Source organism: Sulfurirhabdus autotrophica, from assembly GCF_004346685.1.
GTDB classification, from domain to species: Bacteria; Pseudomonadota; Gammaproteobacteria; order Burkholderiales; family SMCO01; genus Sulfurirhabdus; species Sulfurirhabdus autotrophica.
The window spans coordinates 130787-145063 of the sequence record NZ_SMCO01000001.1; the positions used below are offsets into that span (position 1 = coordinate 130787).

General features: G+C 44.1%; 15 protein-coding genes. 7 read left to right on the top strand and 8 right to left on the bottom strand.

What is annotated here, in order from left to right; all coding sequences use genetic code 11:
• Nucleotides 1–7: 7 nt before the first annotated feature.
• Together EDC63_RS00645 and EDC63_RS00650 are read left to right on the top strand one after the other, a co-directional pair.
• The gene (locus EDC63_RS00645; protein ID WP_124947864.1) at nt 8–967 is read left to right on the top strand and encodes a glycoside hydrolase family protein; all 960 of its coding nucleotides are present in this window, start codon (nt 8–10) and stop codon (nt 965–967) included.
• Nucleotides 964–2166, top strand: a complete 1203-nt coding sequence (locus tag EDC63_RS00650; RefSeq protein WP_124947863.1) for a GNAT family N-acetyltransferase — start codon at nt 964–966, stop codon at nt 2164–2166. The genes EDC63_RS00645 and EDC63_RS00650 overlap by 4 nt, the downstream gene beginning before the upstream one ends.
• Nucleotides 2167–2285: 119 nt before the next feature.
• Here the strand turns inward: EDC63_RS00650 and EDC63_RS00655 are convergent, their stop codons facing one another.
• From EDC63_RS00655 to EDC63_RS00680, 6 genes are all read right to left on the bottom strand, one after another.
• Entirely contained in the window at nt 2286–2621 is a 336-nt protein-coding gene (locus EDC63_RS00655) for a flagellar protein FliT (protein ID WP_124947862.1), read from the bottom strand.
• 4 nt (nt 2622–2625) lie between these two features.
• Nucleotides 2626–3075: a flagellar export chaperone FliS gene (gene fliS, locus EDC63_RS00660; protein WP_124947861.1), complete on the bottom strand. Its 450-nt coding sequence runs from the start codon at nt 3073–3075 to the stop codon at nt 2626–2628.
• Between the two features lie 14 nt (nt 3076–3089).
• Nucleotides 3090–4508 (bottom strand): flagellar filament capping protein FliD, encoded by a 1419-nt coding sequence (gene fliD, locus EDC63_RS00665; RefSeq protein ID WP_124947860.1) that lies wholly within the window; start codon nt 4506–4508, stop codon nt 3090–3092.
• Between the two features lie 18 nt (nt 4509–4526).
• Nucleotides 4527–4901, bottom strand: coding sequence for a flagellar protein FlaG (locus tag EDC63_RS00670; RefSeq protein ID WP_124947859.1), 375 nt, complete (start codon nt 4899–4901; stop codon nt 4527–4529).
• 65 nt (nt 4902–4966) lie between these two features.
• On the bottom strand, nt 4967–5683 hold the full coding sequence (locus EDC63_RS00675; protein ID WP_124947858.1) for a flagellin: 717 nt from the start codon (nt 5681–5683) through the stop codon (nt 4967–4969).
• Nucleotides 5684–5852: 169 nt separating this feature from the next.
• Entirely contained in the window at nt 5853–6569 is a 717-nt protein-coding gene (locus tag EDC63_RS00680; protein WP_124947857.1) for a flagellin, read from the bottom strand.
• Nucleotides 6570–7099: 530 nt separating this feature from the next.
• Between EDC63_RS00680 and EDC63_RS00685 the strand changes: the two genes are divergently transcribed.
• From EDC63_RS00685 to EDC63_RS00695, 3 genes are read left to right on the top strand one after another with little or no spacing between them, the layout of a single operon-like run.
• Nucleotides 7100–7483, top strand: coding sequence for a DUF2802 domain-containing protein (locus EDC63_RS00685; protein WP_124947856.1), 384 nt, complete (start codon nt 7100–7102; stop codon nt 7481–7483).
• A gap of 22 nt (nt 7484–7505) precedes the next feature.
• On the top strand, nt 7506–8522 hold the full coding sequence (fliK, locus tag EDC63_RS00690) for a flagellar hook-length control protein FliK (protein WP_124947855.1): 1017 nt from the start codon (nt 7506–7508) through the stop codon (nt 8520–8522).
• On the top strand, nt 8509–8820 hold the full coding sequence (locus tag EDC63_RS00695; protein ID WP_124947854.1) for an EscU/YscU/HrcU family type III secretion system export apparatus switch protein: 312 nt from the start codon (nt 8509–8511) through the stop codon (nt 8818–8820). Before fliK ends, EDC63_RS00695 begins: the two co-directional genes overlap by 14 nt.
• Here the strand turns inward: EDC63_RS00695 and EDC63_RS00700 are convergent.
• Together EDC63_RS00700 and map are read right to left on the bottom strand one after the other, a co-directional pair.
• Complete coding sequence (locus tag EDC63_RS00700) at nt 8795–11374, bottom strand: [protein-PII] uridylyltransferase (RefSeq protein ID WP_223272263.1); 2580 nt, start codon at nt 11372–11374, stop codon at nt 8795–8797. The genes EDC63_RS00695 and EDC63_RS00700 overlap by 26 nt on opposite strands.
• Before the next feature lie 19 nt (nt 11375–11393).
• Nucleotides 11394–12197 carry a type I methionyl aminopeptidase gene (gene map, locus EDC63_RS00705; protein ID WP_124947853.1) on the bottom strand — a complete coding sequence of 268 codons (804 nt, stop codon included), beginning with the start codon at nt 12195–12197 and terminating at the stop codon, nt 11394–11396.
• Nucleotides 12198–12517: 320 nt separating this feature from the next.
• Between map and rpsB the strand changes: the two genes are divergently transcribed.
• A complete protein-coding gene (gene rpsB, locus EDC63_RS00710; protein ID WP_124947852.1) occupies nt 12518–13267 on the top strand; it encodes a 30S ribosomal protein S2 in 750 nt (249 codons plus the stop codon).
• 130 nt (nt 13268–13397) lie between these two features.
• Nucleotides 13398–14276, top strand: coding sequence for a translation elongation factor Ts (gene tsf / locus EDC63_RS00715; RefSeq protein ID WP_124947851.1), 879 nt, complete (start codon nt 13398–13400; stop codon nt 14274–14276).
• Nucleotide 14277: the final 1 nt, after the last annotated feature.

Consider the following 14277-nt stretch of genomic DNA (forward strand, 5'->3'; position numbering starts at 1 on the left):
GCATGAGATGAAGTGGAAAAAGCTCGGCAAGATTTTCGACCCTACGCAGTACACGCTGCCAAACGACTGTGAGCAATTCGCACAGTCGCCACAAGCACTGGTGTTTGATGATTTTGTGCGTATCTACTTTTCAACTCGCGCAGTTGATAAAAGTAATGGCAAATACCTCAGCCATATTGCATTTGTTGATATGCAAAAGAACCTGCATGATGTCATCAAGGTATCTGATAAAACTGTTATACCGCTAGGCAATCTGGGTTGTTTTGACGAACATGGGATTTTTCCAATGAATGTTATGCGTCATAGCGAAGCTGTGTATGGTTATACATGTGGTTGGAATAGACGTGCATCGGTTTCTGTAGATACGGCAATTGGTCTCGCGATAAGTAATGATAATGGGCTTACTTTTCAGCGTGTTGGCAATGGACCGATTTTGACGGCATCGTTGCATGAACCCTGTTTGGTTGGTGACGCTTTCGTGAAGGTAGTCGGGAACGTATTTCATATGTGGTATATGTTCGGAACTGGGTGGAAGCGGTTTTCGGAGGATGCTTCACCGGATCGTACCTACAAAATAGGTCACGCAGTTTCAACTGACGGCGTTAATTGGGTTAAAGAAGAAGCTCGACAGCTTATCAGTAACCGTCTGGGAGAAGATGAAAGTCAGGCGCTGCCTACGGTGATTGAAATTGGAAGTCGGTATCACATGTTCTTTTGTTATCGTTTTTCTACTGATTTCAGGACTAACATGAGTCGCAGTTATCGAATCGGTCACGCTTACTCGGATGATTTGTCAAACTGGATTCGGGACGACGAGTCCCCATCATTAGATGTCACTCCGGGCGACTGGGACTCTGATATGTTGTGTTACCCGCATGTGTTTGAATGCTTCGGCAAGGTGTACTTGCTCTATAACGGCAATGAATTTGGACGCTATGGTTTTGGATTGGCGGTATTGGAAAGATGAATGAGTTGATTAGATTTCAGGCGAACACAGCTTCTGCGGCACAAATAGCTGAACACTTGTTGTGTTGCGATAATGATTTTGTTCCGCCCTTAAGTACTCATGTCAATATAAGCGCCTATTCTAAAAAAATCGCAACTAAGGCGGCATGTTTAGAAGCTTGGTCGGGAAATTTGCTAGTGGGGTTGTTGGCGGTATATTGCAACGATCATGATAGCGGTAATGCCTACATTACTAACCTTAGCTTGTTGTCAGAATGGAAGAGTAAGGGTATTGCAACCCAATTACTGGATCAGTGTTTAGAACATGTAATGCACTCTGGTTTGAGGGGGATTAATCTTGAAGTTGAAACGGGGAATTTACCAGCTATCAAACTGTATGAGAAAAAAGGTTTCGTAATGAGCAAGGCGGATACGCAATTTGTTAATATGAATCTATGCATTAAAGCGGGGGAGAGTATGAATAATGACCGCGATTATAACGCCGAAATGGGAGAAGCAAATGGCAGCAAGTACGTTTATAGCTTTGATTTCGACGTTATGCATCCATATATGATCAAATCATTCAAACAATTTTTTTTAACAGGCTCTTTGCTTGAATTGGGGAGCTTTAAGGGCGACTTCACCAAAAGGCTACTTTCTTACTTCGACGACATTACTTGTGTCGAAGCTTCAGATGTTGCTATCGAAGAAGCTAGAAATAAACTCGGTGACAAAGTGCAATTTGTTCATTCCCTTTTTGAAAATGCAGTGTTGCCGAAGCGTTATGATAACATCGTGCTTACTCACGTTTTAGAACATTTGGATGACCCCGTGCAACTATTGAAGAGAATTAATGACAAATGGTTGGCAGACAATGGCAGGTTCTTTCTAGTTTGTCCTAATGCCAATGCGCCATCTCGCCAAATTGCAGTCAAGATGGGATTGATTTCACATAATTCGGCGGTGACGGCAAGTGAAAAGGATCATGGTCACCGCTATACCTATACATTAGATACCTTAGAACGCGATGCTGTTGCTGCAGGGTTAAATGTGGTTTTTCGTTCTGGAGTATTCTTTAAAGCTTTGGCTAACTTTCAATGGGATAAGCTATTGAATACGGACATAATATCCAAAGAGTATCTGGAGGGGTGCTACAAACTGGGGCAGCAGTATCCGGATCTGTGTTCAAGTATTTTTTTGTTGTGTGAAAAAGGGAATTGATTTGAAATTTGATTAAACTTGTAAATTTTAAGTTTAAAATGACATCCCGCGATTTATGTATTGCTTCACTTGCTTAATATTTTGGAACAAATTTTCGTTCAGAAAAATGAAAGCAATTGTTAAACCCCGTATTTATCTTGCAATTTCTGGCCTTGGCGAATGCTTTGATTAATACTTTGCGTAATGGTTTGTAATTCAATCATCCAAGTTTGCGTGTGATTGCGTATGTCGGAGTCGTCTGACAATATTTTGCTAATCAATTTAGTTTTATGTTGTCTGGCATCGTTATCAAGTACTTCCTCAATATCAGTTTGCTTCATTTTGACGACCAGGTCACTGCACTTTTGTTCTAGGGTGATAAGTTGCTCCCATTTACCATTAATTGCAGCTTCGCGCATCTGCTCCATTAGGGTAGATAATAATTCATAGTTTTGAATGGGCTTGGAAGTGCTCATTTAATCATGCTCTGCCATATACTTTTTGAGCGTTATTATTTTGTACTCGCGGAGCTTCAGGTTGCATTTGATTGGGTCGAATTGTATCCCATGCTCCTTTTAAATCAGTCAGAAGGAGAGCAACCTCATCTAAAGCTGCAATGTCATTATTTAAATTCGCTGCAATAAGTCGAGATATCATATAGTCATATAATGAAGACAGATTCTGCGCCAACTCTCCCCCAACTTTTTTATCTAAGCTAGCATTCAGCCCTTCACCAATGATGGCGATAGTTTTGGTAATAGATGCACCCTTGGATTGTATTTCTTTGCGTGAAATTCCGTTTTTTGCATTGGCAATTTCAAGCAATGCTCCACGATACAACAATGAAATTAGTTTGTGCGGGTCTGCTCCAATTATCTCGGATTCGACGCTGACCGTGTTATAGGCTTTGATAGCGGAAGATGTATACATGACATACCTCTAAATTATTTTACAGTTGCAAGTTGTTGTGTCAGATAAGCGCTAGTCTGACTCATGCTGCTCAACATGACATCAAGAGCGCTATATTGACGGCGATATAGCTTTTCAAGCGTAACCATACGCACTTCTAACGCATCCCGCTGAGTACCAATATTTTTTATTGATTGATTAAATCCATCTGTACGATTGGCAATCGTTCCTTGAACGCCTAGCGTGGCAGATGTCCATTGGGCAAACATTGTGCCGTAGCCAGTCCCGGAGTTAAACAGGTTTGCCACATCATTGAAATTATTTGCTATGGCACTGGTTAACTTTGTAGTATCCAGTTGCATCGTGCCAGAGACTTGAATAGTCAGACCTACTTCATACAAGTGGGACATGGTGCCGCCACTTACCGCTTGTGCTGCGATGTCCCGCATTTGGGTTTGCAACGTACGTAAAGTAGGATCACCTTCTAACGCAGAGCCGGATTTATATGCGGAAGAATTTTTAAGAGCGCTATATAAATCATTATAAGCTTTAACAAAACCTGACACTGCATCAGTTGCAGCGCTTGCATCTCTGGCGACTGTCAAGGCGACGGGTGTGGTTGTTTTATTGTTCAAAGTCAATGTGACACCTTGAATAGCATCAGTCACTGTATTGGAAGTTTTGCTGATTGGAATACCGTTAACGCTAAACTGTGAATTTTGGGCGGCAACTGTCTGGGTAAGATGTTGCGCAGCGGGCAAACCTGCAGGATCATTTGCCAATAAAGTATTAATTGTTCCATCACCACCAGAGGTGGTTATTTTGATGCTATTGCTCACACCACTGTTATCTGAAGATAATACGAGGCGGTATGGAGTGCCGCTGCCATCATTAACGATGCTCGCAGTTACACCTATTCTGGCTGAGTTGACGGCATCACGAATACCTTCCAATGTATTGTTTGTCCCATCTATTGTGATGCTTTTGCTACCATTTCCATTCGGGGTAAATGTGGCGCCACTATACGTGCCTGATGACAAAGTGCCACCATTAATGGTTCCAAAATCGAAAGTGATTGTAGTCGCTACGCCATCACTAATAGCTGTATTACTACTAGATTTCCCAGAAGCAACCAGATTTTGTGATTGTGCCAGGCTGGTTACTTCAAGCGTGTAATTTCCTGCAGCTGCTGTGCTGCTAGCAGAAGCATTAAAAATGGTTGAATCTGAAGAGGTGGCCTTAAATGCAAGTAGGCTGCTGGAACTTGTGCTGCTCAAGCTCTTCAAAGCAGTTTGAAAGCTGTCTACTTTACTTGTAATAAGGCCCATAGCTGTCAGCTTTGCCTGGTAGCTCGACTCTTTAGTATTGAGCTTTGTAATAGGCTGACGCTCTATAGACATTAATCCTGTTACTATGGCATTAACGTCTAAGGATGATGTAGCACTAACTGCCATGATTTTTTACCTCCAGAACTAGGCCTTCTGTTTTAGCAGCAGGCCTTGTTGAAACCGGTCAATTTCTCGTGATATTGCCAAGGTTTCTTCAGAAGGAAATTGCCGTATCAACTCTCCTGTTTCTGTGTCAACCATTTTTACTACTGTCCTGTTAGTGTCAGTATCGACACTGAATTGAAGGTTGTTGTTAGAATGCTTCATTACCAGATTGATAACATCTACAGCATTCTTCAATTGTTCGGGAGAAGGCTGCTGCAAAGAGCTAGTTTGATTGGTTGAGATTTGCGCAACGCCCGGCGTAGATCCAACATCTGAAACAATGTTTGGTAAACTATCATTGAATGGCCTGACAGATTGCGCTGGCTGATTTAGGTTTGTGTTTTGGATGATCATTGCTTATCTCCTTCATGGCACTACCTAACCGGAAGTCCGGCTAGGTAGATTTTAAATTACCATGTTTAACGTAGCAAACTTAGTACGGTGTTGGGTGTTTGGTTTGCTTGAGCCAGCATTGCCGTTCCTGCTTGTTGCAGAATGTTGTTACGGGTCATGTTCTGGGTTTCCATGGCATAGTCGGTGTCCATGATTCGGCTATATGAAGCTGATAAGTTCACAGACTGAACCTGAAGGTTGGCAACAGCAGATGAAAAAGTCGCCATGTCTGCACCGTAGGTAGCCCGGGCTGTGGTTACTGCTGTGATGTCTGCATCAATGCCTGCAACAGTAAGGGTTCCAGCAACTGTTGCTTTGGTACCTACGCCAGTAACCGTTCCACCATTTGAGTTCACAACAACTGTACCGGTGTTTGCAGCCAAACCCAAAATCCGGGTGTTTTCTGCAGCCAGTGCTGTAGTTTCAGCTCCGGCTGCTGTACCGCCCAACTGAACTGCAATTTCACGCAGTCTTTGTAGGTTCTCAAGAACCTGGGCATGGTAGCCGTCATTAGTTTGTGCGGTTGAAATTCCGTCATTAGCGTTGCGAATGGCCTGGTTTGCACCACGAATCTGGCTATCATAACCGGTAGCTGTAACCAAGCCAGTTGCATCGTCTTTAGCGCTGTTTATACGCAGACCTGAAGAAAGGCGCTGCTGTGCAGTTTGCAACGCAAGATTTGATTTGTTCAGGGCCGCTCCAGCGAACAGGGAAGCAACGTTTGTGTTAATGACTTGAGCCATGGTAATTCTCCTTTAATACTTGGTACATTCGATTATGGCTGCTTGCCATAAACTTCGGTTCACTTTAGAAGTTTTTAACCGCTTATATTTATATTATCGGTAAGACGGTTAAAAACTTTAGAGTGAATCCCTAATTTTCTGATCATGTTTGTTGCTGGAATAAAGTTACTTATCTCAACAAGGACAATACGGTGTTAGGTGTTTGGTTTGCTTGAGCCAGCATTGCCGTTCCAGCTTGTTGTAGAATGTTGTTACGGGTCATGTTCTGGGTTTCCATGGCATAGTCGGTGTCCATGATTCGGCTATATGAAGCTGATAAGTTCACAGACTGAACCTGAAGGTTGGCAACAGCAGAAGAAAAAGTCGCCATGTCTGCACCGTAGGTAGCCCGGGCTGTGGTTACTGCTGTGATAGCTGTATCGAGAGCACCCACGGTAAGGCCGGCAACAATAGTAGCCTTAGTGCCTGTTCCTGCAACCGTGCCACCATTCGAATTTACAACAACACTACCGGTGTTTGCGGCCAGACCTAAAATCCGGGTGTTTTCTGCAACTAACGCGTTGGATTCTGCACCGGATGCAGTACCGCCCAACTGAACTGCAATTTCACGCAATCTTTGAAGGTTCTCAAGAACTTGGGCATGGTAGCCATCATTGGTTTGCGCGGTTGAAATTCCGTCATTAGCGTTGCGAATGGCCTGGTTTGCACCACGAATCTGGCTATCATAACCGGTAGCCGTAACCAAACCAGTTGCATCGTCTTTAGCGCTGTTTATACGCAGACCTGAAGAAAGACGCTGCTGAGCAGTTTGCAACGCAAGATTTGATTTGTTCAGGGCCGCTCCAGCAAAGAGGGAAGCAACGTTTGTGTTAATGACTTGAGCCATGGTAATTCTCCTTTAATACTTGGTGCGATAATTTATGGCATATTTGCCATGAACTTCGGTGCGCCTTTAAGGCATCCCAACCTCAGTTATTTTTATTATCGGTTGATTATTAATTAACTTTAGGGTCAATCTCAAGTTTCTGATCTTACATGTTGCTTGAGACCAGATGCTTGCAGATACTTTATCGATTGAAATTGATAAAACTTTAGTCAAAATTTAACAGGATTAGTTTTTATTATAAAAATCAATTGGTTGAATTTTGATAATACCGGGTTATATATTACACATACTCGCAAATATATTTTGATAACTAAGCGCTTACCTATTTGTGTTGTTGTTACTGTCCGGTATAAACATATTTTTAGAAGTTTTTTGTATCTTAATGTTTCTGCGGCACCATTTCATTGATACACTTTCTAATACAGCGTATTGTATTATTGTCACGAAAACGGATTAAACGGATTGATACAATTTCGTTTTTTTGGCTGATATGAAAATCTATTGCGAACCCATTTGGGTAGGGACTGATCTTGGAATCGTTTGTTGTAACTTGGCGTGAGCTATTGATTGTCATTGTGCTGGTTTTGGCGGTTTATATTGCCGAAATGCTGCTGCTCACCCGATCCAGCAAAAGTCGTGGGTTGAGGCTTTGGCAAAAAGGATTTGAAGCTAATAAGGAAGCGCATGCCTTGGATGGTATTGAAAGTGAAATTGCATTGTTGCGTGACAAAGTTTCCAAACTTGAAAGTGATGTAGATGAACTGAAGCAGGATAAACCCGCTGCCACTCCTTACAGTCAGGCAATCCAGATGGCGCAGCAAGGTGTAGATCCAAGTGAGTTGGCAGCAAATTGTGGGATTTCACGAGGAGAAGCAGAGTTAATTGTTGCTTTGTATAGATCCCATTCTTCTTGAAATTGCCTGCTTAGGATAGCAAGTGATTTATAACGACATTCAAAACCAGCTTCAGCTACTCATCAAGGTTTCGGCCCCGCCGCTGATAGAGGTCTCTGAAACTCAGTTGAAGCTGCCAGAACTTGTCCCAGGGCAGCGTTTATCGGCTATCGTATTAGGTAATTTGCCAAACGGTCGTTTCCAGGTTTTGATTGGAGATAGCGTCCTTGATCTGAATCTTCCAAAAAATACCCAGGCTGGGGATAAACTCGACCTGACATTTGTTTCCAATCAACCGCGCCTTACTTTCGCTTTGTCTCGTGACCTTCCAGCCGCAGGATTCAATACGGCAGGGCAGCCTCAAGTTTCTATCAGTGATTCTGCAAAATTTTTGGGTGCGCTATTGCAAAAGGTTGCTGAACAGGCGCAATCGCAAACTTCGCCCTTAACCAAATTTGCACCTTTAATGACAGGCGCTCCGGAAAATACCAAAGTGCTGGCCGATACCCTGCATAACACCATTTCTAAAAGTGGCATGTTTTATGAGTCGCATCAGGCCCAATGGGTGACTGGTCAGCGTCCTCTAACCGACTTAACAATGGAACCCCAGGGAAAGTTATCAGGGTTGGGCCAGAATGCACAATCGTTAAGCGGGACTGCAGCAGGTGCATTAGCGCAGACCCAAAATGCGGTACACCCTCAGACAGCACCCATAGTGCAGCAACAACTGGATATTCTGGATTCTCGTCAAATTATATGGCAAGGCCAGGTGTGGCCTGGCCAGGCTATGGACTGGCGTATAGAGGAAGACACACATAAGGAGCAAGGGCAGGACGAAGCACCAGCCTGGCAAACACGCCTGTACCTTAAAATGCCAGTACTGGGCGAAGTAGAAGCTACCTTGGCCTTGAATCGGGAGGGCATTCGACTGAGTATTAATGTGTCAGATGCTGAAACAGCAAATAAGCTAAAAGCTAATCAACCGACGTTGCAGAGTGCATTGCAAACCGCGGGTATTAATTTGCTCGGTTTGAAAGTTGACCGAAATGAAGAAGCCTGATTCGCAACAAATTGCGGTGGCAATGGCATATGGTGCTGGCGATGCAGCGCCTAAGGTGGTTGCTAAAGGCAGGGGGATTTTGGCAGAAACGATTATTGCCCGCGCTAAAGAAGCGGGGGTGTATGTACATGAATCGCCGGAGCTGGTTTCCTTGCTGATGCAAGTGGATCTGGATCAGCATATACCCCCCCAACTTTACCTGGCAGTGGCTGAGCTACTGGCATGGTTGTATCACCTGGAGAAAGGGGATGCGAATGCAGAACAACCCGACTTTAAGTTACCGGGTTTAGTGCCTTAACCAGATCGGTTTCAAGCTGTAGTGTGCTTTTGGTATGTTGCAGACTGTCTCCGGTAATCAGGAATATATCTTCTGCGCGCCCACCTAATGTGTTGATTTTTGCAGTATGCAAGTGGATTTCGTGTTTGACGAAAATCTGTGCAATTCGCGATAACAAACCGGATTGGTCTCCCGCTGTAATGGAAAGTACGTGGTAAGCGCCTTTGTCATCGGCTTGTATGCGCACCTGTGGTGCAATGGGAAAGTGCTTGAGATGTCTGCTTAAGCGTCCGCGCAGGGGTTCTTCTACGGGGTTACTTGATGTCAGGCGTTCAGTCAGTTCAAATTCTACGTAGCTTATAAGATCACGGTAATGAGGCGAGCGATTGGCTTCATCCAGTACCAAAAAACTATCTAATGCATATCCATGGGTTGTGGTGTGTATCTTGGCTTCAACAATGTTGTAATCGGTGCGTTCGAAGAACCCGCAAATTCTCGCAAACAAATCATCATGATCGCGTGAATAAATCAATACCTGTAGCCCTTCTCCCACTGGACTGATACGCGATCGGACGATAGGAGTGTCAGTATTGGTATGGGCAAGCAATAAACGGGTGTGCCAGGCAATTTCCTGTGCATCATGTCTTAAAAAATATCCGACATCCAGCTTCGACCACAATTCTTCATGTGCTTTATCACCAATAGCATAAAGCCTGAGAATGCGCTGTGCTTCGGTTTGTCTTGCCTCCAGATAACTATCTGTAGTGGCGGTTCCTTCGCTTAAATGTCTTTTGGTAGCATAGAACAAATCTTCCAGCAGTTTGCCTTTCCATGCATTCCATACTTTTGGACTGGTGCCTCTTATATCTGCAACTGTTAACAGATAGAGTGCAGCCAAGTGTCGCTGATCCTTTATTTTTTCAGCGAAACTGGCAATGACATCCGGGTCACTAATATCCTGTTTCTGAGCAGTGGCTGACATGGTCAGGTGCTTTTCTACCAGCCAGCAAACCAGGTCGGTATCTTCAGGGGCAATATTATGTGCAGTGCAGAAACGTCGCGCATCTACTTTGCCAAGTGCGGAGTGATCACCGCCGCGCCCTTTTGCGATATCGTGGAAGAGTGCTGCAAGAATGAGCACTTCCTGTCTTTCAAAGCTGTTGATCAGACGGCTGCACAAAGGAAATTCATGGGCGAACTCTGCAACTGTAAAACGCCGCAGGTTGCGCAGTACCATCAGGGTATGCTCGTCAACCGTGTACTGATGGTAAAGGTCATGCTGCATTTGACCGACAATACGTCCAAAAGCAGGGATATAACGCCCCAGAATACCGTACTGGTTCATCCTGCGTAATTCGTGAGTAACGCCTCTGGGTTGCCGCAGAATCTCCATGAATAAATCGCGGTTATGCCGTTCACGTCGAAATAGCGGGTTAATTAAGCGTTTTGCCCGCCATAACGCGCGTAATGTGCTCGCAGTCATACCCTTTAATTCTGAGTGCTGTTGTAATAACAAAAAGCATTCAAGTATCGCACTGGGTTCTTCTTCAAATATCTGGTCATTCGCTGCAGCGAGCAGATTGCCTTGCTTTCTGAAACGGGCATTTAATTCAACTGGTGCTGTATGACTGGATGGAAATATCTTAGCCCGTAAATTTTGCAGCAGTATTTCATTGAGCAGGCTGATAGCTTTGGCTGTACGATAATAGCGCTGCATAAGCTGTTCGCTAGCGCGACGTTGTTTTTTATCAGTAAAACCAAATTGTTGAGCCAGAGTGGCTTGAAAATCAAATAACAGCCTGTCTTCCCTACGTTTAGCTTGGTAATGTAATCGAATGCGGATGTTTTCGAGCAAGGTTTCGTGCCGGCGAATCTGGCGTGCTTCATTTGAGGTAATAATGGATTGATGGGCTAATTCCATCCAGGACTGCCCAAGACCGCACCCGTCACTTATCCATATGATATTTTGTAAATCTCTCAGGCCGCCAGGACTTTCTTTAACGTTTGGCTCAAGGTTGTAGGCTGTGTCATGGAAGCGAGCGTGCCGCTGTTGTTGTTCAAGGTACTTGGCCTCAAAAAAAGCGCGTTGATCCAGTTCTCGGTGAAAAGTTTGATCAAACTGCTGGAAAAGGGATTTATTACCCGCGATGAGGCGCGCTTCCAGTAAATTGGTCTGAACAGTAATATCCTTTGCGGCTTCCTCTCTGCATTCTTCAAGCGTTCGTACGCTGTGGCCAACATCCAGGCCTGTATCCCATAAAAGAGCAACTAGCTGTTCCAACTGCAGATTCAAATTTTCATCAGGGGCACCAGGTAATAGAATCAATATATCAACATCTGAATAAGGGAACAGTTGGTCACGACCATAACCCCCAACGGCAAGCAGAGAAATAGATTCAGGTAATTGCGTTTTTTGCCATATTTCCTGTAACAGCTGATCTACTAGCCGACTATGATTGCGTAACAGCGAAGTAGAAGACAAATTGGTTAAATAGGTGTCGCGAAGGACTTGCCTTCCTTCGACCAGAAAAGCTCTCCAGTCAGCAGTTTTTTTCTGGGAAATGGGTAAAGACAAAAGCAACGAGTCCTGAATGTTAGCCGATAATTGTGGGTATGGGCGGGGATCCTGCAGACACGGTCAGAACCTCGTAACCTGATTCTGTCACCAAAATGGTGTGCTCCCATTGTGCAGATAAACTGTGATCCTTGGTGACAATAGTCCAGCCATCACCCAATTGACGGATATCACGTTTACCCGCATTAATCATGGGTTCGATTGTAAATGTCATCCCAGGTTCAAGCTTTACGCCTGTACCTGCTTTACCATAATGCAAAACTTGTGGGTCTTCATGGAAATTCAGGCCGATACCATGTCCGCAAAATTCACGTACTACGCTACAACCCTTACTTTCAGCATATTTTTGAATGACTTGACCAACATCTCCCAAAAATCCACCTGGTTTCACAGCAGCGATGCCAAGCCACATGCACTCATAGGTTATCTCAGCGAGTCGTTTAGCGTGAGGAGCTACTTCGCCTACAAAAAACATCCTGCTGGTATCCCCGTGATAACCATCTTTAATGACAGTAATATCAAGGTTGACAATGTCACCAGATTTCAATTTTTTGTCACCGGGTACACCATGGCAAACCTGATGGTTCACAGAAGTGCAGATAGAGCGAGGATAGGGTTTATGTCCTGGTGGGGCATAATTTAGCGGTGCAGGGATGGTTTTTTGTACATCAACCATATAGTCATGGCAAATTTTATCCAGTTCGCCGGTAGTGATGCCTGGAGTAACGAATGGCTGAACATGGTCGAGCACTTCGGATGCAAGCCGCCCCGCAATCCGCATTTTTTCGATTTCTTCAGAAGATTTGATACTGATGGACGACATAATGCGAAACCTTGTGATAGGAGTTAAGCGAAGAGGATAGTGGATTATAATGAAATTATCAATTCACTTGATATGCCGTGAATTGGCAGACGTTGAGGTTTGACGTTTGATTATGCCTTGTAAGTTAAAACCATGCTGAGCTTGATGTGGTAATGTATTTTATGGTACTATTTCGAGTTAGTTTTTCAACTGTACCTTATATCGGATTGGTAAAGGGGTTGAAAGATGAAATCGCACATCTGCCTAAAGTACAGGGTGCCCGTTAAATTACGGGTTATGTTCAGGCAGATGGAGGCTTAACCCTTACAAGGAATGTTTAAATGTCAGTTACTATGCGTCAAATGTTGGAAGCGGGTGTTCATTTCGGGCATCAAACCCGTTACTGGAATCCAAAGATGGCTCCGTTTATTTTCGGTCATCGCAATAAGATTCACATTGTAAACCTTGAAAAAACCCTTCCTATGTATCAGGAAGCGCTGAAATTTGTACGTCGCCTTGCTTCAAACAAAGGAACTGTTTTGTTTGTTGGTACCAAGCGCCAGGCGCAGGAAATTATCAACGAAGAAGCAACCCGTTGTAACATGCCTTATGTTGATCATCGCTGGTTGGGCGGCATGCTGACCAACTTCAAAACAGTTAAACAATCCATCAAGCGCCTGCATGAAATGCAAGTCATGATGCAAGACGGTTCTCTGGATAAAATTTCCAAGAAAGAAGGTCTGGGTCTTCAGCGTGAGCTTGAGAAACTGGAACGCAGTCTTGGTGGTATCAAGGACATGGGTGGCATTCCTGATGCGATTTTTGTGATCGACGTTGGTTATCAGAAAGGGACCATTACCGAAGCCAATAAACTGGGTATTCCCGTAATTGGCGTGGTGGATACCAATAACTCACCAGATGGTGTTGATTATGTTATCCCGGGTAATGACGATTCAAGTCGCGCTATTCGTCTGTATGTTCGTGGCGTTGCTGATGCAGTGCTGGAAGGGCGTAGTCAGGTTGTACAGGAAATAGTAGGCGGTGATGAATTCGTAGAAGTTGATGAGTCGGGAACCCCGGCTGCTCAATAAGATTTAAGAGAAAAAAGGGGCTAGCGCCCCTTTTTTTAAATAAGTAACAATTGTAAGAAATGCTCTAAATGATTTGAGCATTTGTCAAAATATCTGGTATTACGTATTACTGAATTCTAAGGAGCACATTATGGCGGAAATTACCGCGAGCATGGTTAAAGAACTGCGCGAGATGACAGGTCTCGGCATGATGGAATGCAAAAAGGCATTAACTGAAACGTCTGGTGATCTGAAAGCGGCTGAAGACTTGATGCGTATCAAGAGTGGCGCGAAAGCGAGCAAGGCTGCTGGTCGCGTGGCAGCTGAAGGCGTTGTTAGTGCCTGTATTTCGGCTGATGCCAAAACTGGCGCTTTGGTTGAAATTAACTGTGAAACCGACTTTGTGGCAAAAAATGATGATTTCATCGCTTTTGGCAATGAAATTGCCAAATTGGTAGCAGATAACAACCCAGCTGATGTTGATACAATTTCCCAAACCAAATTGGCCTCTGGTGAATCTGTTGAAGATAGTCGTAAAGCATTGGTGATGAAGCTGGGTGAGAATATCTCAATTCGCCGCTTCCAGCGCTTCAATACGGCTGGCCGATTGACTACTTACCTTCACGGCACGAAAATCGGTGTAATGGTAGATGCCACGGGTGGTGATGAAGCTATGGGCAAGGATATTGCAATGCATATTGCTGCAAGTAAGCCAATTTGTGTCTCTAAAGAACAAGTGCCAGCTGAACTGTTGTCCAAAGAGCGTGAAATTTATGCAGCTCAGGCAGCAGAAAGCGGCAAGCCTGCAAATATCATCGAGAAAATGGTCGAAGGCCGGATTGTCAAGTATCTTGCCGAAGTAACCTTGCTGGATCAGCCTTTTGTTAAAAATCCGGATGAGACAGTTGAAAAGTTGCTGGCTGCCAAGAAAGCAACAGTTAATGGATTCCAGATGTTTGTAGTTGGTGAAGGTATTGAGAAGAAAGTAACTGATTTTGCAGCTGAAGTTGCTGCTGCTTCACAGGTGTAAT

Coding starts and splice junctions, on each gene's coding strand:
- EDC63_RS00695 (WP_124947854.1), top strand. CDS start 8,509: ATGAAGAAGCCTGATTCGCAACAAATTGCGGTGGCAATGGCATATGGT.
- fliS (WP_124947861.1), bottom strand. CDS start 3,075: ATGTATACATCTTCCGCTATCAAAGCCTATAACACGGTCAGCGTCGAA.
- EDC63_RS00675 (WP_124947858.1), bottom strand. CDS start 5,683: ATGGCTCAAGTCATTAACACAAACGTTGCTTCCCTGTTCGCTGGAGCG.
- EDC63_RS00645 (WP_124947864.1), top strand. CDS start 8: ATGAAGTGGAAAAAGCTCGGCAAGATTTTCGACCCTACGCAGTACACG.
- EDC63_RS00650 (WP_124947863.1), top strand. CDS start 964: ATGAATGAGTTGATTAGATTTCAGGCGAACACAGCTTCTGCGGCACAA.
- EDC63_RS00670 (WP_124947859.1), bottom strand. CDS start 4,901: ATGATCATCCAAAACACAAACCTAAATCAGCCAGCGCAATCTGTCAGG.
- tsf (WP_124947851.1), top strand. CDS start 13,398: ATGGCGGAAATTACCGCGAGCATGGTTAAAGAACTGCGCGAGATGACA.
- map (WP_124947853.1), bottom strand. CDS start 12,197: ATGTCGTCCATCAGTATCAAATCTTCTGAAGAAATCGAAAAAATGCGG.
- EDC63_RS00655 (WP_124947862.1), bottom strand. CDS start 2,621: ATGAGCACTTCCAAGCCCATTCAAAACTATGAATTATTATCTACCCTA.
- EDC63_RS00680 (WP_124947857.1), bottom strand. CDS start 6,569: ATGGCTCAAGTCATTAACACAAACGTTGCTTCCCTCTTTGCTGGAGCG.
- rpsB (WP_124947852.1), top strand. CDS start 12,518: ATGTCAGTTACTATGCGTCAAATGTTGGAAGCGGGTGTTCATTTCGGG.
- fliD (WP_124947860.1), bottom strand. CDS start 4,508: ATGGCAGTTAGTGCTACATCATCCTTAGACGTTAATGCCATAGTAACA.